The following is a 24,187-nucleotide window of genomic DNA, read 5'->3' on the forward strand; positions in this document are numbered from 1 at the left end:
TATGTATATCATTGCCAAGATTTATAAACTGATCCGGCAAAATATGGAAATAAAAAAAGAGCACCTCTGTGAAAGTGCTCTTTTCATCTTTATTTTACGTCTTATTTCTTTTTATAGAATTTATGCGGTTTGATCATACTTTCGGGTTTCAGCAACTGATCCAGTTCATCTTTGGTTAACAGTCCTTCTTCGAGTACCAGATCGTAAACACTACGGTTTTCTTTCAGAGCACGTTTAGCGATACGGGAAGAATTCTCATATCCCAAAGTCGGATTCAGGGCAGTGACGATACCGATACTGTTCAATACCATTTCACGGCAATGCTGAGTGTTGGCAGTAATGCCTTCAACACAAAGGATCCGCAAACGATCCATACCCTTCTGCAACATCTTGATCGAACTGAAGATGGCATGAACCATAACCGGTTCCATCACGTTCAACTGCAACTGTCCGGCTTCGGCAGCAAAGGTTACGGTCAGGTCGTTACCGATAATCCGATAGCAAATCTGGTTTACCACCTCGGGAATTACCGGATTCACTTTACCCGGCATGATAGAAGAACCCGGCTGCATCGGCGGCAGGTTGATTTCATTCAAGCCGCAACGAGGGCCACTGGATAATAAACGCAGGTCGTTACAAATTTTAGATAGTTTCACAGCCAAACGTTTCAGGGCTGATGAATACATGACAGATGAACCGGCATCGGGAGTAGCCTCGATCAGATTAGAAGCCAATACAAATTCTTCTCCACTGATGATCCGTAAGTTCTTAATACATTTTGAAGAATATTCCGGTTCGGAATTGATACCTGTACCGATAGCAGTTGCCCCCATATTCACTTCGAGGAACAATTTAGCCATCTGGTTCAGCCGGTCTACTTCTTCCTCCAGGTTTGCAGCAAAAGCTTCGAATTCCTGTCCCATAGTCATCGGCACTGCATCCTGCAACTGGGTACGTCCCATTTTCAGCACTTCTTTAAACTCTTCTCCTTTAGCCCGGAATGCCTGGATCAACAGTTTCAGGTCAGCAACCAGTTCCTCGTTCATAAAGATGAAGGCCAACTTGAAAGAAGTCGGATAAGCATCGTTAGTCGACTGAGACATATTGACATGGTTGTTCGGGTGACAGTATTGGTATTCACCTTTTTGGTGTCCCATCAATTCCAACGCCCGGTTAGCAACCACTTCATTGATATTCATATTGGTAGAAGTACCTGCTCCTCCCTGGATCAGATCGACCGGGAACTGATCGTGGAGTTTGCCTCCGATAATTTCTTCACAAGCCCGGGTAATTGCATTGGCAATATCGTCCGGAAGGATTTCCAATTCCTGGTTTGCCTTTGCAGCAGCCCATTTCACCATAGCCAATGCTTTCACATAATTCGGATAGTCTCCGATGGTGATCCCACTGATATTCTGGAAATTCTCGATTCCCCGAAGAGTTTGTATACCATAGTACGCATCTGCCGGCACTTCTTTTTCGCCTAGCAAGTCATGTTCAATACGTGTTTTCATTATATCAATCGTTTATATTACAATAAGACTCGATCTTTTCCCTACGCAATTCACCGAAAAATGTTTCAATCGAATCGCTAAAGCCTTCGGATTATAACAGTTTGCTTCATATTCACCTATAAAAACTTACACTCCTTCTCTAAAGACACCCCAAAGTTAGAAAAGAAAAAAGGATTAAACCAGAGATTTTCAAAAAGAAATAACTCGCTCATTACCTGAGAAAAGAATGAGACACAAACGTTTACGAAAATTTAAGGAATATTTAATAGATCGGACCCTTAAAAAAGGAATGATTTGCCGCCTGTCATCCACTTTTTTACGAAGAAACCAAAGGCATGGGGGGAGAATGACTATCTTTTCCTGGGAATAATGGAAAAAGAAGAGTAAACTTTAATTCTACCATTCTCTATTTCTCCATTCTCCCAATTTATGGTAGGTTTATTTCGTTAGTAATTCGTCTTCGGTGATCGGAATTGGCGACCCGGTCGCTTCTGTCGGTCGTCTAACTTTTTCTATCACTGACCGGCGGAACTCCTCGCAAGCTCGTCAGACACCACCGGTCGGGCGTTCAGAAAAAGCAAGACGACACTCGACAGAGCTCCAATGGTCGCCAATCCCGATCACCTCCGACTTACGTTATCACTGAATTGCAAACCAGTCTTGATTTAAGAAAGATTATTCTCACTGGAAATAATCCGGACGGTCCGGCTTCCTGCTGTTGCAAATTTCTGGTTGTATTTTCTTTGCCGGTTAGCTCTGCCGCGAGATGAAGGGTTTTATGCCGGAAGACCATTGGAGCAGGAACGAGGGTCCGGTTAGGTTTTCCGAACGCCCGACCGGTAGTGTTTGACGGAAACGTAACGTAAAGTTTTTTGCGGAGTGAGGAGTTCCGCCGGTCAGTGAAGGAAAGCCTTAACGGACCGGTCCAGGCGAACCGGTCTGACGGGATAAAACCCGGAATCGGAATAGAAAGAAAAAATAAACCTACGTTTCTATTATAGCCTAAATTTCCTCTTCCGTTTTTTCCTCGGTCAACGGCTTCAGATTTTCCGGAATCTGTTCTTCTTCATCGGAAAAATAAGGAAATACATCCATAAACTGAGTATCCGTGAGACTGGCAATCTCATAAGGGACCACAAAAGAAGCCAGACTTTTCTCCAGATTCTCCAAAGCTTTGTTAATATTCGAGGCTGCCACCAGATAATACTGACCGGTGGATTTTTCTTTTCCGCTCACTTCATCGGCATCGATGATATTTACCTTCGCCTTATACCAACGGTCGTCATTTTCATCTTCCGAAGGAACCAGTTCCGTAATATTCGATTTTTTCAGACTACTGATATAATAATCTCCCGAAATCACCGATTCCATCTCATGCATAATCCTGCTCTCTGCTTCCGTATACGACATCGCATCCAACAGGTAAGCTTCATTTACTTTTTTTTCACGCCCATCCTCGTTCACCTTCATGTACTTCACCTTCGCTTCAAACCAATTCGCAGTCATTTTTCTCTGTTTTTTATTATTTACAACAATCACTTACATCACGCTCTATTCGTAATGCTCCGGCAAAGATAACACAAAATCGGCCGGTAATTACCATCTTGCCTTTATTTCACTTTTTCAAATCAGAATCCGGAAAAAATTTTACGTTCATTATATAAAATAGTATATATTTGTTCAGATAGAAATATCACAAATCAAAGCACTCTGATTATCAATTTAATAAACAATGGACGAACAAAAACAGACCCAACTGGAAATCGATCTGAGCCACGAGGTGGCCCAAGGCACTTATGCAAATCTGACGATCATAGCACATTCAACTTCGGAGTTTATTATCGACTTTATCCGTTTGATGCCCGGAGTAACGAAACCGGAAGTAAAAAGCCGGATTATTCTGACTCCCGAAAATGCCAAACGCCTGATGTTGGCTTTACAGGACAATATCTGGAAATATGAACAGGATAACGGTACGATACGCCTTGCTTCGGAAAACCAGCAACCGACAGGATTTCCTATCGATCTGGAACCGAAAGGACAGGCTTGAATAACTGCAGGCATTTTTTCTTTCTGTCCCGGAATCGGGACAGAAAGTCTTTTTATCAATTCAATATCAGCTCTATCACCGGAATTTCAACATCGGGCCCGACATCCGGTAACACCAAAAGAATATCCTTTTCGTCCAGTTCATCCTTGTGGGTCACACTTGCATTGGCCTTACCGAACCGCAATTCCGATCGGATCTTTAGGTACCTGCGGATGAATCCGGTCAATCTCAAAGTCCGGATGGTGCCAATCCGGCAGACTGTAATAAAACCCCACCTTCAGTCCTTCCGCCCGGAAAGTCTCCACCCACTCCCTGATCAAATCCTTGCGGCACAAGGGAGGGTTCAGGGCCTGATAGTCCGTATAATCAGTTTTGAACAGACAAAAACCTTCGTGGTGCTTGGTGGTGATCACCGCATACTTCATACCCGCAGCCTTCGCCATCTTTGCCCACTCACGCGGATTATACAAATCCGGATCGAACAAGTCGAAATACTTTTCAGAATCTTCCACCAGAATCTTCTCATAGCGCATCACCCACCCATATCTGGCAGGCAAGGTGTACAATCCTCAATGGATAAACCTACCGAAACGGTCGCGTGTCCACCAAACCATCCGTTCCTGCTTTTCCTGTTCCGTCTCATCCTAAATCTTACGCTGTACCTTACCTGCCGGAGCCAGTAAAAACATCATACTCAAAAATAACACACACACACTTTTTGAAACACTATCCCCAAACGATATTTTCCCCAATAATCAACTATCAATGAATCAACATTCGCTTCACAGAAATCAAACAAAATCCGATGCAGTATTCAAATAAATTTGATACCGCATCGGATTATATTACAAAAGCAACCGATCGTTTTGCTCTTACTCCAGTTACTTGTTACCCTGCATTTTCTCCATTTCCTCTTTCGATCCAACGACCAATCCCCGGAGTTCTTTCATACCGGTACCCACCGGAATCAAGTGACCGCAGATCACGTTTTCTTTCAAGCCTTCCAACGGATCCACCTTACCGTAGATGGCAGCTTCGTTCAATACTTTTGTCGTTTCCTGGAAAGAAGCGGCAGAGATAAAGCTGGAAGTCTGCAAAGCAGCGCGGGTGATTCCTTGCAATACCTGAGCCGAAGTTGCAGGTACAGCATCGCGGGCTTCGACAACTCTTAAATCCCGGCGTTTCAACTGAGAATTGATATCACGGAGTGTACGGGCAGAAATAATCTGGCCGGCTTTCACGCGATCGGAGTCTCCGGGTTCCATCACCACCTTCTTACCGAACATCTCGTCATTTTCCTCCATAAACTCGCTCTTATCCACGATCTGATTCTCCAGGAAGCGGGTATCTCCGGAATCCTGAATCAATACCTTACGCATCATCTGGTGTACAATGATCTCGAAATGTTTATCGTTGATCTTCACACCCTGCATCCGGTATACATCCTGAACTTCATTCACAATATATTCCTGAACGGCAATCGGTCCCTGAATATTCAGAATATCGGTCGGAGTGATCGCTCCGTCGGACAACGGCGTACCGGCACGTACATAGTCATTTTCCTGTACCAGGATCTGTTTTGACAGAGAAACCAGGTATTTCTTCACCTCGCCGGCTTTAGAAGTTACGATAATTTCGCGGTTACCCCGTTTGATCTTACCGTAAGTCACCTCACCGTCGATTTCAGAAACGACTGCCGGATTCGACGGGTTACGAGCCTCGAACAATTCGGTTACACGAGGAAGACCTCCCGTGATATCGCCTGCCTTACCGACAGCTCTCGGGATCTTCACGATCGTACTACCGGCCGTTACTTCGTCTCCTTCTTTCACTACGATATGAGCCCCTACCGGCAAGTTATAACTCTTGACGATATTCCCGTTTTTGTCTTCAATGGTCAAAGCAGGTGCTTTGGTCTTATCACGGAACTCGGTGATTACTTTTTCACGGAAACCGGTCGTTTCATCCGATTCTTCTTTGTAAGTCTCTCCTTCGATCAGATTTTCAGAACCGATCTTACCACTGAATTCAGTAATGATCAATGCATTGAACGGGTCCCATTCGCAAAGCAGATCATTCTTCTTAATTTCCTGACCGTCTTTCACAAACAGTTTCGCACCGTAAGGAATATTATGCGTAATCAGGATAATGTTGGTATTCTTATCGATAATCCGCAATTCAGTCAAACGGCCGACAACGACATCACATTTCTGACCGTTGTCCTGTGTATATTCTACTGAACGCAATTCCTCGAATTCTATGATACCGTCATATTTCGCTTTCAGAGAGTTCTCGGTCGAGATGTTACCTGCCGTACCACCCACGTGGAATGTACGCAAGGTCAGCTGTGTACCCGGTTCACCGATAGACTGTGCAGCAATGGTACCGACAGCTTCACCCATCTGTACCAGCTTACCGGTAGCCAGGTTACGTCCGTAGCATTTCGAACATACCCCTTTCTTCGCTTCGCAAGTCAGTACAGAACGTACTTCTACACGTTCGATCGGTGATTTCTCGATGGCTTCGGCAATCTCTTCAGTGATTTCATCTCCTGATTTCACCAATAACTCACCGGTGTGAGGATGGTAAATATCGTGTACAGACACACGTCCCAGGATTCTTTCATACAACGAAGCGACTACTTCTTCGTTATTTTTGATAGCAGCGATAGTAACCCCTCTCAACGTACCACAATCCTCTTCTGTGATTGTAATATCGTTGGCAACATCCACCAAACGACGGGTCAGGTAACCGGCATCTGCCGTTTTCAGAGCCGTATCGGCCAAACCTTTACGGGCACCGTGAGTAGAGATAAAGTACTCCAACACGGACAATCCCTCTTTGAAATTCGCCAAAATCGGATTCTCGATAATCTGACCACCGGTAGCACCCGATTTCTGCGGTTTCGCCATCAATCCACGCATACCGCCCAACTGACGGATCTGTTCACGGGAACCACGGGCCCCGGAGTCAAGCATCATATAAATAGAGTTGAATCCCTGATCGTCTTCGGCCAATTGTTTCATCAACGTATTGGTCAGCTTGGCGTTCACATGCGTCCAGATATCGATGATCTGATTGTAACGTTCGTTGTTCGTGATGAAACCCATGTTATAGTTGTTCATGACCTCTTCTACCTGGTCATATCCTTCCTGTAACAGGGCATCCTTTTCTTCCGGTACGATAACGTCGGCCAGATTGAACGACAATCCGCCTTCGAATGCCATACGGTATCCCAGGTCCTTGATATCGTCCAGGAATTTGGCAGTCACATCAACCCCGCAACGTTTGAACACATCACTAATGATGTCACGCAATGATTTCTTTGTAATCAGTGTATTGATGTACGGGAAATTCTTCGGTGTAAACTGGTTCAGAATAACACGTCCCACAGTCGTTTCGATCATATGGACATATTCATTTCCAGCATGATCGACATCCTTGATCTTCACCTGTATCTGAGCATGCAAATCTACCGCCTTTTCATTCAGGGCGATGATCACCTCCTCGGGTGAATAGAATTTCAATCCTTCTCCTTTAGCTCCCTTACGCGGTTTGGTGATATAATACAAGCCGAGCACCATATCCTGCGAAGGCACTGTAATCGGTGCCCCATTAGCAGGGTTCAGAATGTTATGTGCACAAAGCATCAGGATCTGAGCTTCCAGAACAGCTTCATTACCCAGCGGCAAGTGAACGGCCATCTGGTCACCGTCGAAGTCGGCATTGAATCCGGTACAAGCCAGCGGGTGCAAACGGATAGCCTTTCCTTCGATCAATTTCGGCTGAAAGGCCTGAATACCCAAACGGTGAAGGGTCGGAGCACGGTTCAACAATACCGGATGACCTTTCAATACGTTTTCCAGAATATCCCAAACCACCGGATCACGACGGTCTACGATTTTCTTGGCACTCTTCACGGTCTTCACGATACCCCGTTCGATCAACTTCCGGATGATAAACGGCATATATAATTCGGCTGCCATATCTTTCGGCAAACCACATTCGTGCATTTTCAGGTCCGGACCCACCACAATAACCGAACGGGCCGAATAGTCGACACGTTTACCGAGCAAGTTCTGACGGAAACGTCCTTGTTTACCTTTCAAACTGTCGGAGAGTGATTTCAACGGTCGGTTATTCTCGATCTTAACGGCATTGGATTTACGTGAATTGTCGAACAATGAATCGACAGCTTCCTGCAACATTCGTTTTTCATTACGCAGGATCACATCCGGCGCCTTAATTTCGATCAACCGTTTCAGACGGTTATTCCGGATAATGACCCGACGGTACAAATCGTTCAGGTCGGAAGTAGCGAAACGTCCTCCGTCCAACGGTACCAACGGACGCAATTCCGGTGGAATTACAGCCAGCACCTTCACGATCATCCATTCGGGTTTATTCACCTCTTTGCTTTCACGGAAAGCTTCTACCACTTGCAGACGTTTCAGCGCTTCGTTTTTACGTTGCTGAGAAGTCTCGGTATTGGCTTTATGACGTAATTCGTAAGACAGATCGTCCAAATTCAGACGTTCCAACAACATCTGAATCGCCTCGGCACCCATCTTAGCGATAAATTTATTCGGATCGTCATCGTCCAGATGCTGATTGTCGGCAGGCAGAGCATCTACGATGTCCAGGTATTCCTCTTCCGTGAGCATATCCAGCTCAGCGATTCCTTTTTCAGACATAATACCCGGTTGTACCACGATATAACGTTCGTAGTAAATGACAGCATCCAATTTCTTGGAAGGTAATCCTAACAGATATCCGATCTTGTTGGGGAGGGATTTGAAATACCAGATATGAGCCACCGGAACGACCAGCTGGATATGCCCCATCCGTTCACGGCGTACTTTTTTCTCCGTCACTTCCACACCACAACGGTCACAAACGATACCTTTATAACGGATGCGTTTGTATTTACCGCAATGGCACTCGTAATCCTTTACCGGACCGAAAATCCGCTCACAGAACAGACCGTCACGTTCAGGCTTATAAGTACGGTAGTTGATGGTCTCGGGCTTCAACACCTGTCCGCTGGAATGTTCCAGAATTTCCTCAGGAGAGGCCAGTCCGATAGCAATTTTTGTAAAGCTCTTGGGCTTGTTGGTATTATTATCTTTTCTAAAAGCCATAATTTTTGAAGTTAAAGGCTAAAAGCTAAAGGCTAAAGGCTTATTACCTATAGCTTTTAGCTTATAGCTTTTTACATTATATCAAGTTCACGCTTAATCCCAGTCCTCTCAGCTCATGCAACAATACGTTGAATGATTCGGGCAGACCCGGGGTAGGCATAGGCTCTCCTTTTACGATATGCTCGTAAGTTTTGGTACGGCCCATTACATCGTCAGACTTCACGGTCAGGATTTCCTGCAGGATATGAGCAGCTCCGAAAGCTTCCAGAGCCCAAACCTCCATCTCACCGAAACGCTGCCCACCGAATTGAGCTTTACCACCCAAAGGCTGTTGCGTAATCAACGAGTACGGTCCGATCGAACGGGCATGCATTTTATCATCTACCATGTGCCCCAGTTTCAGGAAGTAGGTCACTCCTACTGTCGCCGGCTGGTCGAAACGTTCACCGGTACCACCGTCATACAGGTAGGTTGTACCGTAACGAGGCACACCGGCTTTATCGGTATAGGCATTGATATCGTCCAGGCTTGCACCGTCGAAAATCGGAGTAGCGAATTTCAATCCCAATTCTTTACCGGCCCAGCCCAATACAGCTTCGAAAATCTGTCCCAGGTTCATACGGGAAGGTACACCCAACGGATTCAAACAAATATCCACCGGAGTACCGTCGGCCAGGAACGGCATATCTTCAACCCTTACAACACGGGATACGATACCTTTATTACCGTGACGTCCTGCCATCTTATCACCGATCTGCAATTTACGTTTTTTCGCTACGTAAACTTTAGCCATTTTGATGATGCCGGAAGGAAGTTCGTCTCCGACAGTAGCATTATATTTTTTACGCTTCATCTGTCCTTCGATCTCCTTGTATTTGATCACAAAGTTGTGCAGCAAATCACGGATCATATCGTTCTTCTGTTTATCTGTCGTCCACTTGTTCGGATTGATTTCCAGATAATTCAGATTTTGCAAGGTTTTCAGCGTAAACTTCACGCCTTTCGGAATAACATCTTCGTTCAGGTAATTCTTCACTCCCTGAGAAGTCTTCCCATTGGTCAGTTCGAACAATTTGTCGATCAGCAAATCGGTTAAATCGCCTACTTTCCGTTCGAATTGTTCGTCGATTTCAGCCAGGATCGTCTTACCTGCAGCTTTCGATTTCCGGTCGCCGATCATCCGCTGGAACAATTTTTTATCGATAATGACACCGCTCAGTGAAGGAGAAGCTTTCAGAGAAGCATCTTTCACATCACCGGCTTTATCACCGAAGATCGCACGCAGCAATTTTTCTTCCGGACTCGGATCGGATTCTCCTTTCGGGGTAATCTTACCGATCAGGATATCTCCCGGTTTCACACGGGCTCCGATGCGGATAATACCGTTTTCATCCAGATCCTTCGTAGCATCTTCACTGACATTGGGGATATCGGCGGTCAACTCTTCCAAACCTCGTTTCGTTTCGCGCACTTCCAGTGAATATTCATCCACATGTACAGAAGTAAATACATCGTTACGAACGATATTTTCAGAGATCACGATAGCATCCTCATAGTTATACCCTTTCCAGGGCATATAAGCCACTTTCAGGTTACGTCCGAGTGCCAGTTCACCTCCTTCCGAAGAATATCCTTCGGTCAGGATTTCCCCTTCCTCTACGCGCTGTCCTTTACGGACTATCGGACGTAAAGTCATGGTCGTACTCTGGTTGGTACGTTTATATTTCGGCAGGACATACTCTTTCGTATCCCCGTCAAAGCTTACAAAACGTTCTTCTTCGGTCTGGTCGTATTTGATCACGATCCGGCGTCCATCCACGAAATCGACAACACCAGGTCCTTCTGCTACGATCTGTGTCCGGGAATCCCGCACCAAAGCACCTTCCAAACCGGTTCCTACAATCGGAGCCTGCGGCTTGATGATAGGCACAGCCTGACGCATCATGTTAGACCCCATCAAGGCACGGTTGGCATCGTCATGTTCCAGGAACGGAATCAAAGAAGCGGCGATAGAAGCAATCTGATTAGGTGCAACGTCCATCAGATTGACATTCTCGATCTCTTCAACCGGGAAGTCTCCGTCTTTACGGGATTTAGCCCGTTTGTTCACAAAGTGACCTTCGTCGTCGATCTTCGCATTCGCCTGAGCGATTACCAGTCCTTCTTCTTCCTCTGCCGATAAATATTTCACCCCTTCCGGTGACAGATCCACCACTCCGGCCTCCACCTTCCGGTAAGGAGTTTCGATAAATCCTAAATCGTTGATTTTTGCATATACACAAAGTGAAGAAATCAAACCGATATTCGGACCTTCCGGGGTCTCGATCGGACAAAGTCGTCCGTAGTGGGTATAGTGAACGTCACGCACCTCGAATCCGGCACGGTCACGGGAAAGACCACCAGGTCCTAAGGCCGACATACGACGTTTATGTGTAATCTCAGCCAGCGGGTTCGTCTGGTCCATAAACTGTGACAGCGCATTCGTACCGAAGAAAGAGTTGATCACAGAAGACAGGATCTTGGAATTGATCAGATCTACCGGAGTAAACACCTCATTGTCACGAACGTTCATCCGTTCACGGATTGTACGGGCCATACGGGCCAGCCCGACACCGAACTGATTGTACAACTGTTCGCCTACAGTACGTACACGACGGTTGCTCAAGTGGTCGATATCATCTACATCTGTACGGGCATTCAACAGCTTGATCAGATATTTGATAATCTCGATCATATCTTCTTTGGTCAGCACCCGAACAGCCGGATCGGTAGAAAGTCCCAGTTTTTTATTCAACTTGTAACGTCCAACATCTCCCAGGTCGTAGCGCTTGTCAGAGAAGAACAATTTATCGATAACATCACGGGCAGTCGCTTCGTCAGGTGGTTCTGAGCTACGCAGCTGTCTATAGATGTGCATCACTGCTTCTTTTTCCGAGTTACACGGGTCTTTTTGCAGTGTATTGTATATAATGGCATAATCTGCCAGATTTTGCTTTTCTTTATGCAACAGAATCGTCTTTGCACCTGAATCGACGATTGCATCAATATGTTCATTTTCCAGAACAGTTTCCCGATCCACAATGATTTCGTTTCGTTCGATAGAAACCACCTCACCGGTATCTTCATCCACGAAATCTTCCACCCAGGTCTTCAAAACACGCGCAGCCAACCGACGGCCAACGACTTTTTTCAATCCCGTTTTGGAAACATTTATTTCATCCGCCAGGTCGAATATCTGCAAGATATCCTTATCCGTCTCAAAGCCGATAGCACGTAACAAAGTCGTTACCGGCAATTTTTTCTTCCGGTCGATGTAAGCATACATCACATTGTTGATGTCTGTCGCGAACTCGATCCAGGAACCCTTGAACGGGATAATTCTGGCGGAATAAAGTTTGGTACCATTAGCATGAACGCTCTGTCCGAAAAATACACCCGGTGATCTGTGCAACTGAGATACGATCACACGCTCGGCTCCGTTAATCACAAAGGTGCCTTTGGGCGTCATATACGGAACATTCCCCAGATATACGTCTTCAATCACCGTGTCGAAATCCTCGTGTTCGGGATCCGTACAATACAACTTCAGTTTGGCCTTCAACGGAGCTCCGTAAGTCAATCCTTGCTCCAGACATTCGTCTATCGAATAACGGGGCGGGTCGATGAAGTAGTCCAAAAATTCCAGAACAAAATTGTTCCGGGTGTCGGTGATTGGGAAGTTCTCCTTGAAAACAGTATACAGGCCTTCGTTCTTTCTGTTTTCAGGCGTCGTACCCAATTGAAAAAAGTCCTTGAAAGACTTTAATTGCACTTCAAGAAAATCAGGATATTGCAACTGATTTTTCGTGGAGGCAAAGCTTATTCTTTTGTTTGAAGTATTTGAAGACATCTAATAATTTTTTGGAACCTAAACAATAATAACAACAAAATGGTTTAGAGTCAAAAAGTGACTCTAAACCTCGAAACCCATGGAGGGTCTTATGACTTATTTAAGTTCAACTTCAGCTCCTGCTTCTTCCAGTTGAGCTTTCAATTGTGCAGCTTCTTCTTTAGAAACTTTTTCTTTCAAAGGAGCCGGAGCTTTGTCAACTAATTCTTTAGCTTCTTTCAGTCCAAGACCGGTCAGCTCTTTCACTAACTTCACAACAGCCAGTTTAGACTGACCACCTGATTTCAGGATTACGTCGAACTCGGTCTGTTCAGCAGCAGCAGCACCTTCGCCACCAGCAGCAGGAGCAGCTACAGCAACAGCAGCAGCTGCAGGTTCGATACCGTATTCTTCTTTAAGGATGTCAGCTAACTCTTTTACGTCTTTTACTGTCAGGTTAACTAATTCTTCTGCAAGTTTTTTCAAATCTGCCATTTCGATAAGTATTTAAAATGTTTTTATTCAAAAAATAATAATAATATTTATGCTCTATCTTCAAGAGTTTTAAGCACTCCGCCGATAGTATTCTTCCCTGATTCCAGGGCAGAGATAAGCTTCTGCATCGGTGATTGCAGCAACAGTACGATATCTCCCAGCAACTCTTCTTTCGATTTGATGCTAACCAGAGCGTCCAGTTGGTTTTCACCCACATAGGCACATTCTTCCACGAAAGCAGCCTTCAATACAGGTTTGTCATGGTTCTTACGGAACTCTTTGATCAGTTTCGCAGGAGCATTACCTGTCTCAGACAGCATCACAGCGCTAGAACCGGTCAAAGCACTATAAATTTCATTATAGTCAGCTTCCAAACCGTCCAAAGCAACACGCAACAAAGTGTTTTTTACCTGAATCAGTTTAATTCCTGCTTTGAAGCAAGCTCTACGCAACTCTTGTGTCGCAGCTGCATCCAATTCAGAGATATCACTGATATAGATATGCTTGTGTGCTTTTATCTGCTCGGTTAAATTGTCTATGATTACTTGTTTTTCTTCCCTTTTCATTCTACAAATGGTCCTTTAAAGGTTAATAATTAATCAAGTAATGACTTAAGGTCTAATTTAATACCGGGACTCATTGTACTTGACAGGAATACACTCTTCACATAAGTACCTTTTGCAGAAGAAGGTTTCAGTTTTTGGATCGTAGCCATAAATTCACGGGCATTATCCATAATCTTTTCTGCTTCAAAGTTTACTTTACCGATAGAAGTGTGTACGATACCAAATTTGTCAACTTTAAAATCAATTTTTCCCTGCTTAACCTCTTTTACGGCTTTACCGATTTCCATGGTAACAGTACCGCTCTTCGGGTTTGGCATCAATCCACGCGGACCTAGGATTCGTCCTAAAGCACCAATTTTACCCATGATGGCCGGCATAGTAATAATGATGTCGATATCAGTCCAACCTGATTTCAATTTTTCAATATACTCATCCAATCCAACATAGTCGGCACCGGCAGCTTTGGCTTCTTCAACCTTATCAGGGGTACAAAGTACCAATACTCTGATATCTTTACCGGTTCCATGGGGCAATGTAACGACACCGCGAACCATTTGATTGGCTTTACGCGGGTCTACACCCAGACGAACGTCTATGTCAACTGACGCATCAAACTTGGTAAAAGTAATTTCTTTCACCAGCTGAGCAGCTTCTTCAATGGTATAAGCTCTACCATCTTCGATCTTTTCTAAAGCTAACTTCTTATTTTTTGTCAGTTTACTCATTACGTTTGAAGTATTACGAATTCATTAAAAAGGTTTCTCACCATCGATGGTGATCCCCATACTTCTGGCAGTTCCAGCTACCATGCTCATTGCTTTTTCAATTTCAAAAGCATTCAAATCGCTCATTTTGCCTTCTGCAATTTCCTTTACTTTGTCCCAAGACAAAGAAGCCACCTTTTTACGGTTAGGTTCTGCAGAACCGGATTTGAGTTTTGCTGCTTCCAAAAGCTGAATAGCAACAGGGGGCTGTTTGGTAATGAAATCAAAAGATTTATCACCGTAAACCTGAATAATCACCGGAATGATCTTACCTGCCTGGTCCTGAGTTCTTGCATTGAATTGTTTGCAGAAGTCCATAATATTGACTCCTTTAGAACCTAAAGCAGGACCCACTGGAGGAGAAGGATTCGCGGCACCAGCTTTAATCTGTAGCTTGATAAGAGCTTCAACTTCTTTTGCCATTTTTTTTAGAGTTTGAAAGTTTATAAAGTTATAAGGTTTATAAAGTTAATGAAAACTGCAGTGCTGCTTTAATCACAACCAGAGCAGAACACACTTTAAGAACTTTAGAAACTTTAAAAACTTTAAGAACTAATATTTGTTTATTCTTTTTCTACCTGCATGAAACTCAATTCGAGTGGTGTCTGACGACCAAAAACCTTGACAATTACTTTCACCCGTTTTTTGTCATTGTTCACTTCCTCTATCACGCCGGTAAAACCGTTGAACGGACCGTCAGTAACTTTTACCGATTCGCCAACGACATAAGGTATGTTTATCTCCTCGGGCTGTTCCGACAGTTCATCTACTGTACCCAGAATCCGGTTGATTTCCGATTGACGCATCGGCACCGGATCGCCCCCTTTAGTTTCCCCCAGGAAGCCTATCACGTTCGTGATATCACGAAGCATGTGGGGTATCTCACCGACAAGAGCCGCCTCTATCATTACATAACCGGGAAAAAAGTTCCGCTCTTTGCTGATCTTTTTACCGTTACGTACCTGATAAATTTTCTCGGTAGGTATCAAAACCTGTGAAACATAATCTTGCAGCCCTAGACTGGCAACTTCATTCTCGATGTACTCCTTTACCTTCTTCTCTTTCCCGCCGATCACACGAAGTACATACCATCTTTTTTTAATTTCTGCCATGTAGTTCTGAAGATTAATAAAACATACTATATATGAAATCCATAATGTGTCTGAACGAAAAGTCCATTACAAATATACCAATTGCAATAATGACGGAAGCTATCATTACTATGGTAGCACTGCTCTGGAGTTCAGACCATGATGGCCAGGAGACTTTATTGACCAGCTCGTTATAAACGTCTGCGAAATAAGCTTTTATTTTCATTTTAGATCTTCGATTGTAAATTTTAAATTGCCTGCAAATTTACAATTTAAAATTTAAAATTAAAACATTTCAGCACGGGAGGAGAGACTCGAACTCCCGACACCTGGTTTTGGAGACCAGTGCTCTACCAACTGAGCTACACCCGTATCTTTATTTCGGATTTTTAATTTACGATTTACGATTATCCGGGGAACCGGTAACCGTAAACCGTAAAAATATCCTTCAGGATTCGGACTCCGATCGATACAAGTTTGCAGACCGGAATCACAAATCAGATATTAACCAAGGATTTCAGTAATCTGACCGGCACCTACGGTACGTCCACCTTCACGGATAGCGAACCGAAGACCTACTGAACATGCTACCGGAGTCAACAATTCAACAGTAATTGTTACGTTATCTCCCGGCATTACCATTTCAGTTCCTTCCGGCAGAGTGATTTCACCGGTAACGTCCATCGTACGCAGATAGAACTGAGGCCTGTACTTGTTGTGGAACGGAGTGTGACGACCACCTTCTTCTTTTTTCAGAATATAAACCTCAGCTTTAAATTTGCTGTGCGGTTTAACTGAACCCGGTTTTGCCAGTACCATACCACGTTTGATTTCGTTTTTGTCGATACCACGCAGCAACAGACCAACGTTATCACCAGCTTCTCCTTCATCCAATAATTTACGGAACATTTCAACTCCGGTACAAACGGTTTTCTTACCATCAGCACCCAGACCGATAATTTCCAATTCATCACCTACATGTACAACACCGGTTTCGATACGACCGGTAGCAACAGTACCACGACCGGTGATTGAGAATACGTCTTCAACCGGCATCAGGAACGGTTTTTCATTATCACGCGGAGGAAGTGGAATCCAGTTATCAACAGCATCCATCAATTCCATTACTTTTTCTTCCCATTTAGCCTCGCCGTTCAATGCACCCAGTGCAGAACCTAAGATGATCGGAGTATTGTCACCGTCATATTGATAGAAAGACAACAGTTCACGAACTTCCATTTCAACCAGTTCCAACATTTCAGGATCATCCACCATATCCACTTTATTCAGGAATACAACGATTCTCGGAACGTTTACCTGACGAGCCAAAAGAATGTGTTCACGGGTCTGAGGCATCGGACCATCAGTAGCAGCACAAACCAGGATAGCACCGTCCATCTGAGCAGCACCGGTAACCATGTTCTTTACATAGTCGGCGTGACCCGGACAGTCAACGTGAGCATAGTGACGGTTAGCGGTAGAATACTCAACGTGAGAAGTATTGATGGTGATACCTCTTTCTTTTTCTTCCGGAGCGTTATCGATCTGATCGAATGATTTTACTTCTGAAAGACCTTTTTTTGCCAAAACGGTAGTGATAGCAGCAGTCAAAGTGGTTTTACCGTGGTCTACGTGACCGATAGTTCCAATATTTACGTGTGGTTTTGACCTGTCAAACTTTTCTTTAGCCATGACTTAAAAACTTTTTATTATTAAACAATTTATCTCAAATAACTCTATATACAAACTAAAACTCATCAGGGGAATCAAAGACCTGCATACAACAAGCCTATTCAGCCCACTCTTTTGAGCGTGCAAATATAATTAAATAATTCTGTTCTACAAAATTATTTTCTTTAAAGTTGAATGTTTGTGTTTCAACTTTTTATCCGACTATCGGTTTCCGACTCTCGCTCAGGTTTTACTCATCCGCCTCCAGCCTTTCCTCCCCTGCTTTTTTAACCTTCCCGCTTTTAGCTTTCCAGTCTTTAACCTTTAGCTTCTGATCTTCTCGCCTTTAGTCTTTTCAGCACTCTCTTTCTTTCTCTTTGATTTTCACCAATTGACGCTTTACTACATCATAAAGCTCATCGACTGCTTCCTCGAATTTCTTTGCATTTTTCTTTGCAAAAACTTCTTGGCCTTTAACATTCAACAGCACTTCGACTACTTTATTTTCCAGATTGTCGTCTTTTTCCAGTTTCAAGGTAACTTCCGAACCGATAATTCCGTCGTGGTATTTATCTAATTTAGAAATTTTCTTCTGAATGAAATCTTCCAACTGAGAACTTGCTGAAAAACCAACCGCATTAATTTTAATTTCCATAGTACTTCCTCCTTAAATTTTAAGCCCGGGGATGAGCTTGGTTATAAACCTTTTTCAAACTCTCAAAAGAATTATGAGTATAGATTTGAGTCGCTGCCAGTCCGGCATGGCCGAGTAATTCACGGATAGCCTCGATACAGGCTCCGTTATTCAACAGAGCCGTAGCAAAAGAATGCCGCAAAACATGCGGACTTCGTTTCTTCAACGAAGTGACTTCGCCCAGATATTTTACAGCTAAACGATAAATAAATTTATCGTATACCGGTTTTCCTTTATCCGTAACGAATACAAACTGATGTTTTTCACCTACCAGTTCTTCCCGCTTGTTCAGATAAATCCGGAGATCTCCGGCCAATTCCGGTAACATGGGAACAATCCGTTGTTTGTCTCCTTTCCCATTCACCCGGATCACCGCTCCCTCCAAATCGACATCTTCCAATTTCAATGCCACCAGTTCCGAGCGTCTCATTCCGGTATAATAAGCCGTCATCAACACCATCCGATCACGGATATTTGCAAAATCCTTGTCGGAAGCGTGTTTATCCAACACCTCATCCATTTGATAATCGGGCACAAACACCGGCAATCGCTTTCCCATTTTAGGTGCCACGACAATCTCCGTCGGATCTTCTGTCAACTTTCCCTCCCGTACCAGATAACGGAAATAAGTCCGTAAAGAACTCAATTTACGCCTAACGGAACGGGCAGTCATCGGCCTCAGCTTTTCTTCACCGTCCACCCCGCCAATCTTCAACCCACCGGACATCAATCCCATTTCAAACCGCCGGACCATCTTGGAAGTAATTTCCTCATCCTGCCGGATCAATTCCACTTTTTCACAGAACTCACGAAACTGATTCAAATCTTCTTTATAAGCTGTAATAGTAAGTGCTGAATAGCGCTTAATATTTTTCAAATAACTCAGAAATGAATCTATTTCCATACTCATCATTCTTAAAACGAACCCAATTTAACACTTTCCTCCGGGAAAAACAAGCCCGGGAAGAAAATTATTCTTCTGCCTGTTGCAAACTCTGCTTGTAGACAGCTTTGATCCGCTGGGCCCGGTTACGTACTGATGGTTTTGTGAAAGCCTGACGATCTCTCAATTCTTTTACAATACCGGTTTTTTCGAATTTTCTCTTGAATTTCTTTAAGGCTCTCTCGATATTTTCGCCTTCTTTTAAAGGTACAATAATCATGATTTCTAATTTTTATAGTTTATAATAAACGCATTAAATAAAATAACAACAGGGTAACACCCTCCCATTACAACCTCCGGCTTAGTCTCTTCCTGAGGTCATTTTGTCTTCTATTTTCAGTTCTTTTCTACTTCATGGCAAGCACCGCTTGTCCGAATTTAAGCACCCCCTTCCAAAGTGGATTGATTTTTAATGCGTTAAACCTATTCAAAATGGACGGCAAAGATAAGGGAAAAAGTAAAAAGTAAAAAGTAAAAGGGAAAGAAAATTTACCCCGATTTTTAAAATGCTTTCCACAAGGCCTGAAAATCTTTATACAAACCGTAACACACCAATTCGTCTTCCTCTTTCAACAGGTAATTGTCGGGAATAACCGTCATCACCTCTTTAGTCAGTTTTTTCATTCCCAGTATATTTTTCACTTCGGCAGCCTGCTTCAAAGCAATCAGTTTTAAATGAAAATCCTCTTCGAGGTTCATTCCGCTCAAAGGATAACCGGCACATTTCCGAGGCACTTTAAACTTAATCACATAATAGTCTTCGTCGACCCGGAACGACTCGGCATGAATACCCAAAGCCAGGAACTGTACAAATTCGCGGGCGGCATCTTTTTCAGGGGTCAGCACTTTGTCGATAGCGAAAGCTTCCAGTATCGCCTTATGCACCGAATCTATAGCCCGGGCAAAGATATGCTTCACTTTCTTTTGTTTCAGCAAAGCGACCACCCGTACAGAAGCCCCGAAATTTTCTCCGATAGCGACAATCACCACATCGATCTCTCGGAGTGGCAAAGTTTCCAGAGCCAGTTCATCCGTTGCATCCAACACAAAAGCCGTGGTAATCTTGTCTTTCAGATTATCCACCCGCCCTTCGTTCTGATCGACACCGATGACTTCGTGTCCGATGGCCATCAACTCCTCGGCCAAACCTCCTCCGTAATTTCCCAAACCAATAACTATATATTTCATATGTATATCATGTTAATACGACAACTCTCTTGCTTAGTTGATGATCAAATTATCATCCGGGTATTTATATTTGGTATGCTTCTGCGGAGGTACGAATCCCAATACGATCGTAATGACTCCCACCCGCCCGATAAACATCAGCAAGGATACGAATAATTTACCTGCTTCTCCTAAAGCCGGAGTCAGACCGAGACTCGACCCGACGGTACTCAAAGCCGAAGTACACTCGAAAACCAAGGCCAATAGCGAAGCATGCGGTTCGAGCACACTCAGGACAAATACACCCAGAAAAAGAATCATAAGGTACATCACCAGGGTAGCATTGGAACGCCTGATCGAATCCACCGAAAGCTGCCGCCGGAACACCTCCACCCGGCTTTTTCCCCGGATCACAGCAAAAAGGCTCAATACAGCGGCAGCAAAAGCATTCACTTTAACTCCGCCGGCAGTAGATTGGGCAGCCCCTCCGATAAACATTAAAAGCAACATCAGCAACAAACTCTGTAATGAAAAAGAGGTCAAACCGATACTCGTAAACCCGGCCGTACGGGGACAGGTCGCATTGAAAAAGGCCTGTACCCATTTATCCGGCATACTCATTCCCGCAAAAGCTCCGTTCCATTCGAACAGAAGAATCGCTATAGTCCCACCGGTCAATAAAATCAGCGTCGTCAACAAAACAATCTTAGTATTCAGATTATACAAATGCCGGATACGCTGTCTATCCCTTTTTCCTGTACGGATAAAATAAAACAAACGCTTCAGATGATAACCGGCGATATGCTTAAAATTCACCAAGATCGGAAAACCGATTCCTCCCAAAATAATCAATACGGAAATGGTTATATAGAGCAGATTATGGTGTTGCATGACCAAAGGATTACCGAGATTCTCCGATAAGGTCGAGAAACCGGCATTACAAAAAGCCGAAATAGAATGAAAAGCAGCAAACACCATTTCCTGTTGCACCGTCATCCCCAAAGTACCGTGAATACTCAGGAACAAGACCAACATCCCGGCTCCTTCTATCACTAAAGTGAAAAATAAAATATAAATCACCGTCGACAACAGAGACGACAAAGAATCGGAACTGATCATATCCCTTACCGCCAACTGATTATATACGGAAGTATTACCCATAAAAAACATGGCGAAGAAACAGGTGAGCGTCATTACTCCCAACCCACCGATCTGTATCAATATAATAATGACCAACTGTCCCAAAGAAGTGAAAGTCGTCGCTACATCTACCGGTACCAAACCGGTCACACAAACAGCACTGGTGGACACAAACAAAGCATTTACCCACGAAATACCATCAACGGTACAACGAGGTAACATCAACAAACCGGTGCCGATACAAATAATAAGGAAGAAACTTCCGGCCAGAATCAGGGAGGGATTGGTCCGTTTTCCCAAGAGTCCGATCACCCCCGAAGATAAGCGCAATAAGGAAAGTAACAACAACAGAATCAGCTGAAAAATACGGTTGTTTAAAAATAACCAGAAATATTTCAATGCCCCCGATTCCGGTTCGAAAAAAATGACGGGAATTAGAGTCAGATAAAGTAAAATATTCAATACCCATGTAAATGTCCGGTATTTCTTCAGCGTTTCCCGATACGCCAGCCCGATATGCATCGTGGTCTGAACCAGGAAAACGCCCCATACGGTCCGATACAATACACCGAGATCTGCCTCCGCTCCTTCCGAAATAATAAAGCCATGTTCATAGACGACACCGCCAATCAAGGCCAAGGCTGCCAGAAACGTGACAGCATCTATCCCACCCAACACTTTTTGCAGGTAAGGTTGTATCCATTTGTGCCGGTATAAAAAGGCTTTATGATATAATTTCATACCTAAGGATTGAACATATCTTTACAATAGTATCCCAAAATATTATTGATCATAACCACATAATTCGCTGCCTTCCGGTGATCCGGATTCAGGCGGAGAACCGTATTGAATTTATTCAAGGCTTCCGTCATTTTTCCGTCGGCATACAACAATTCTCCCAAGAGCAACCACTCCTCTTCATCTGCCGGATGTTTTCCGACCCATTCTTCCAGTAAGCGGACAGCTTCTGTCCGATTCCCTTTTTCGATCCATTCCTGTATTTCTTTTCTCATAAATATGCTTCCAATTAATCCTTTTCTATAATTATTTCTTTACTTTGACAAGGAGTTCATTTTTATTTCCGACCCGGTCTTCGACAATAACCTTCACTTCATTCACCTGACCGGAAACAAAAACCGGTTCTTTCAGACTGCAACGCATCAAATTATAGCGCGGATCATAGGAAAACAGGCACCACCGGCCATTTACCTCTCCCCGATAAGTTGCAATCCCTGAAAAATCATCTTTTATCTTAAATTTCAAAGAACCATCCGGAAATTTCCCTAAAAAAGAAATCACCGGCGGTTGCCGGTCTTCGGCTATCGTGTACCGGCTAAGATAGCCGATTTCCGCCACCAGGCCCTCTTCACTCCACTGAGTTGCAAGCGGGTATTTCCTGCCGGCACGGTCCACCTCACAAATCAAAGCCTTCCGGTCAAATTCCCCGGCCACAGACAAACGGGCTTTCTTTAACAAAGGAACATCTTTTTCCGATAATACAAAAATATCCCTTCCGGAAACCGTATCTTTTTCTATTTTCATCCCTTTCGGCACCGAAGCCGACAAAGCTCCGGCCTCTAAATCCAGCGTAGCCCCGGACAAGTCCAGGCTATAGCTGCGATCATAGCGCAACACCTCCTGTTCTTCCTGCACAGGTGCCTCCTTGCCTTTCAGGGTCAACGTTACGGTTGCCCGGTTACCATTGATATCTTTCAGATCGATTTTCACCGGTACAATACTGTCTTCACCGACAGTAATCCATCCCTGATTCCGATTCTTCACCCCCATCACCTGTCCCTGATAATTACCAAAACAACGATAAACCGTTTCCTTTTTCTTATAACAGTCAAAATCCTTTATTTCATTGATAAAACAAGTCTGATCAAAAGAACAGGAATCCATCTGCATGGCAAAAAGCGTATCTTTTCCGGCCACTACTCCTAACCGATAAATTCCCAGTTTATTCCAGGAATCATTCATATAATCCGTAACAAATACAGCAATACCTATTTTCCCTGCCGGAATATTCAACTGTCCGAGCGTATAACGGCCGTTCGCCGACTGTTTCAAAGCCACCCGCCTCACCAATCCGACACAACCCGAAGCCGATTCACGATACAGATAAACACCTCTCACCACCGGAATCCGGCTATCCCGGATCTTATAAAAAAGCAAAGGATTCAAGGTATGTTCAGAACGGGTATTCCTGACTTCGAAATGCAAGTGTGGTCCCCCGGAAGATCCGGTATTACCACTAAAAGCAATCGTATCTCCCTGATGAAAGATCAACTGCCTGTCCCTCACCTCTTCATCTATTTTAAAGCTTTCCTGCTCGTATTGAATTTGCCGGACAAGCGCTGTGATACGAGCGTTGAAACGTTGCAAATGTCCGTAAACCGTGGTCGTTCCATCCTCATGCTCCACATACAATGCCCGCCCATAGCCGGTAGGAGACACACTCACCCGGACAACTTTACCGTCTTTCACACACACGACGGGCAAGCCTTCCACCCCACCGGTCCGGATATCGATACCCGAATGAAAGTGAGTCGCCCTCAATTCTCCGAAATTTCCACTCAACAAAACAGGCCGATCGATCGGCTTTATCATGTCCTGGGCAAATATATTTAATGAAATCAAAGACAACCAATTAAACAAAAAATAACGAATAAATTTCCTATACCTCCTTTTTTCCATATCAAAAAAAACACTAATTTTATGCTGCAAATATATCAACACTCTTGATAATTTAAAGAATAAATTTTATCTTTGTCATGAAAAGATTGAGTTATGGCAGCAAAACACGATGCCGTTATAAACGAGCTGAATTTTAAAATAGATAAATTAATAAAACTATATATATCCTCTCTGGAACAGAACAAAAGTCTGGAAAGCAAAATACAGGATTTGCAATCCGAGCTTGAAAACCTGCAAAGAGAGAACAAAGATTTAAACAATAAACTAAAAACAACCAGAGTGGCTAGTGCAATTTCGGAAGGGAACGGAAGTTATGAAGCGAAAATGCGAATCAACCAACTGGTGCGGGAGATAGATAAATGTATTGCTCTTTTGAATAATTAATT

At 43.9% G+C, this 24,187-nt stretch carries 21 protein-coding genes and 1 tRNA gene; 2 read left to right on the plus strand and 20 right to left on the minus strand.

What is annotated here, in order from left to right:
* Positions 1-101 precede the first annotated feature (101 nt).
* Both aspA and ODOSP_RS09810 read right to left on the minus strand, forming a co-directional pair.
* Positions 102-1,514: an aspartate ammonia-lyase gene (aspA, locus tag ODOSP_RS09805; protein WP_013612163.1), complete on the minus strand. Its 1,413-nt coding sequence runs from the start codon at positions 1,512-1,514 to the stop codon at positions 102-104.
* Positions 1,515-2,516: 1,002 nt separating this feature from the next.
* Positions 2,517-3,020 carry a DUF4494 domain-containing protein gene (locus tag ODOSP_RS09810; protein WP_013612164.1) on the minus strand — a complete coding sequence of 168 codons (504 nt, stop codon included), beginning with the start codon at positions 3,018-3,020 and terminating at the stop codon, positions 2,517-2,519.
* Positions 3,021-3,246: 226 nt separating this feature from the next.
* Between ODOSP_RS09810 and ODOSP_RS09815 the strand changes: the two genes are divergently transcribed.
* Positions 3,247-3,564, plus strand: a complete 318-nt coding sequence (locus tag ODOSP_RS09815; protein ID WP_013612165.1) for a DUF3467 domain-containing protein — start codon at positions 3,247-3,249, stop codon at positions 3,562-3,564.
* A 170-nt stretch (positions 3,565-3,734) separates the two neighbouring features.
* On the opposite strand, the gene ODOSP_RS09820 is transcribed toward ODOSP_RS09815, so the two are convergent.
* The 18 genes from ODOSP_RS09820 to ODOSP_RS09905 all read right to left on the minus strand — a co-directional run bounded on the left by ODOSP_RS09820 (position 3,735) and on the right by ODOSP_RS09905 (position 23,744).
* Positions 3,735-4,130, minus strand: a complete 396-nt coding sequence (locus ODOSP_RS09820; protein WP_220450870.1) for an alpha-L-fucosidase — start codon at positions 4,128-4,130, stop codon at positions 3,735-3,737.
* Between the two features lie 315 nt (positions 4,131-4,445).
* Complete coding sequence (gene rpoC, locus ODOSP_RS09825; protein WP_013612166.1) at positions 4,446-8,705, minus strand: DNA-directed RNA polymerase subunit beta'; 4,260 nt, start codon at positions 8,703-8,705, stop codon at positions 4,446-4,448.
* A 76-nt stretch (positions 8,706-8,781) separates the two neighbouring features.
* Entirely contained in the window at positions 8,782-12,594 is a 3,813-nt protein-coding gene (gene rpoB, locus ODOSP_RS09830; protein ID WP_013612167.1) for a DNA-directed RNA polymerase subunit beta, read from the minus strand.
* Between the two features lie 96 nt (positions 12,595-12,690).
* A complete protein-coding gene (gene rplL / locus ODOSP_RS09835) occupies positions 12,691-13,068 on the minus strand; it encodes a 50S ribosomal protein L7/L12 (protein ID WP_013612168.1) in 378 nt (125 codons plus the stop codon).
* Between the two features lie 47 nt (positions 13,069-13,115).
* On the minus strand, positions 13,116-13,634 hold the full coding sequence (gene rplJ, locus ODOSP_RS09840) for a 50S ribosomal protein L10 (RefSeq protein WP_013612169.1): 519 nt from the start codon (positions 13,632-13,634) through the stop codon (positions 13,116-13,118).
* A 29-nt stretch (positions 13,635-13,663) separates the two neighbouring features.
* Positions 13,664-14,359 (minus strand): 50S ribosomal protein L1, encoded by a 696-nt coding sequence (gene rplA, locus ODOSP_RS09845; RefSeq protein ID WP_013612170.1) that lies wholly within the window; start codon positions 14,357-14,359, stop codon positions 13,664-13,666.
* 24 nt (positions 14,360-14,383) lie between these two features.
* Positions 14,384-14,821 (minus strand): 50S ribosomal protein L11, encoded by a 438-nt coding sequence (rplK, locus tag ODOSP_RS09850; RefSeq protein WP_013612171.1) that lies wholly within the window; start codon positions 14,819-14,821, stop codon positions 14,384-14,386.
* Between the two features lie 140 nt (positions 14,822-14,961).
* Positions 14,962-15,510 (minus strand): transcription termination/antitermination protein NusG, encoded by a 549-nt coding sequence (gene nusG, locus ODOSP_RS09855; protein ID WP_013612172.1) that lies wholly within the window; start codon positions 15,508-15,510, stop codon positions 14,962-14,964.
* 13 nt (positions 15,511-15,523) lie between these two features.
* Positions 15,524-15,715, minus strand: coding sequence for a preprotein translocase subunit SecE (gene secE, locus ODOSP_RS09860; RefSeq protein WP_013612173.1), 192 nt, complete (start codon positions 15,713-15,715; stop codon positions 15,524-15,526).
* 73 nt (positions 15,716-15,788) lie between these two features.
* A tRNA-Trp gene (locus ODOSP_RS09865) sits at positions 15,789-15,861 on the minus strand.
* Positions 15,862-15,993: 132 nt separating this feature from the next.
* A complete protein-coding gene (gene tuf, locus ODOSP_RS09870) occupies positions 15,994-17,181 on the minus strand; it encodes an elongation factor Tu (protein ID WP_013612174.1) in 1,188 nt (395 codons plus the stop codon).
* A gap of 334 nt (positions 17,182-17,515) precedes the next feature.
* On the minus strand, positions 17,516-17,815 hold the full coding sequence (gene hpf, locus ODOSP_RS09875) for a ribosome hibernation-promoting factor, HPF/YfiA family (RefSeq protein ID WP_013612175.1): 300 nt from the start codon (positions 17,813-17,815) through the stop codon (positions 17,516-17,518).
* Positions 17,816-17,834: 19 nt separating this feature from the next.
* Positions 17,835-18,758, minus strand: a complete 924-nt coding sequence (locus ODOSP_RS09880; RefSeq protein ID WP_013612176.1) for a tyrosine-type recombinase/integrase — start codon at positions 18,756-18,758, stop codon at positions 17,835-17,837.
* A 67-nt stretch (positions 18,759-18,825) separates the two neighbouring features.
* Complete coding sequence (gene rpsU, locus ODOSP_RS09885; protein WP_013612177.1) at positions 18,826-19,017, minus strand: 30S ribosomal protein S21; 192 nt, start codon at positions 19,015-19,017, stop codon at positions 18,826-18,828.
* A gap of 281 nt (positions 19,018-19,298) precedes the next feature.
* Positions 19,299-19,985 (minus strand): potassium channel family protein, encoded by a 687-nt coding sequence (locus ODOSP_RS09890; RefSeq protein ID WP_013612178.1) that lies wholly within the window; start codon positions 19,983-19,985, stop codon positions 19,299-19,301.
* A 33-nt stretch (positions 19,986-20,018) separates the two neighbouring features.
* Positions 20,019-21,845 carry a TrkH family potassium uptake protein gene (locus ODOSP_RS09895; protein ID WP_013612179.1) on the minus strand — a complete coding sequence of 609 codons (1,827 nt, stop codon included), beginning with the start codon at positions 21,843-21,845 and terminating at the stop codon, positions 20,019-20,021.
* A 2-nt stretch (positions 21,846-21,847) separates the two neighbouring features.
* Positions 21,848-22,117, minus strand: coding sequence for a tetratricopeptide repeat protein (locus ODOSP_RS09900; RefSeq protein ID WP_013612180.1), 270 nt, complete (start codon positions 22,115-22,117; stop codon positions 21,848-21,850).
* A 31-nt stretch (positions 22,118-22,148) separates the two neighbouring features.
* Positions 22,149-23,744 (minus strand): M23 family metallopeptidase, encoded by a 1,596-nt coding sequence (locus tag ODOSP_RS09905; protein ID WP_167535993.1) that lies wholly within the window; start codon positions 23,742-23,744, stop codon positions 22,149-22,151.
* A gap of 150 nt (positions 23,745-23,894) precedes the next feature.
* Between ODOSP_RS09905 and ODOSP_RS09910 the strand changes: the two genes are divergently transcribed.
* Complete coding sequence (locus tag ODOSP_RS09910; protein WP_013612182.1) at positions 23,895-24,185, plus strand: hypothetical protein; 291 nt, start codon at positions 23,895-23,897, stop codon at positions 24,183-24,185.
* Positions 24,186-24,187: the final 2 nt, after the last annotated feature.

This window comes from Odoribacter splanchnicus DSM 20712, assembly GCF_000190535.1.
Classification (GTDB): Bacteria; Bacteroidota; Bacteroidia; order Bacteroidales; family Marinifilaceae; genus Odoribacter; species Odoribacter splanchnicus.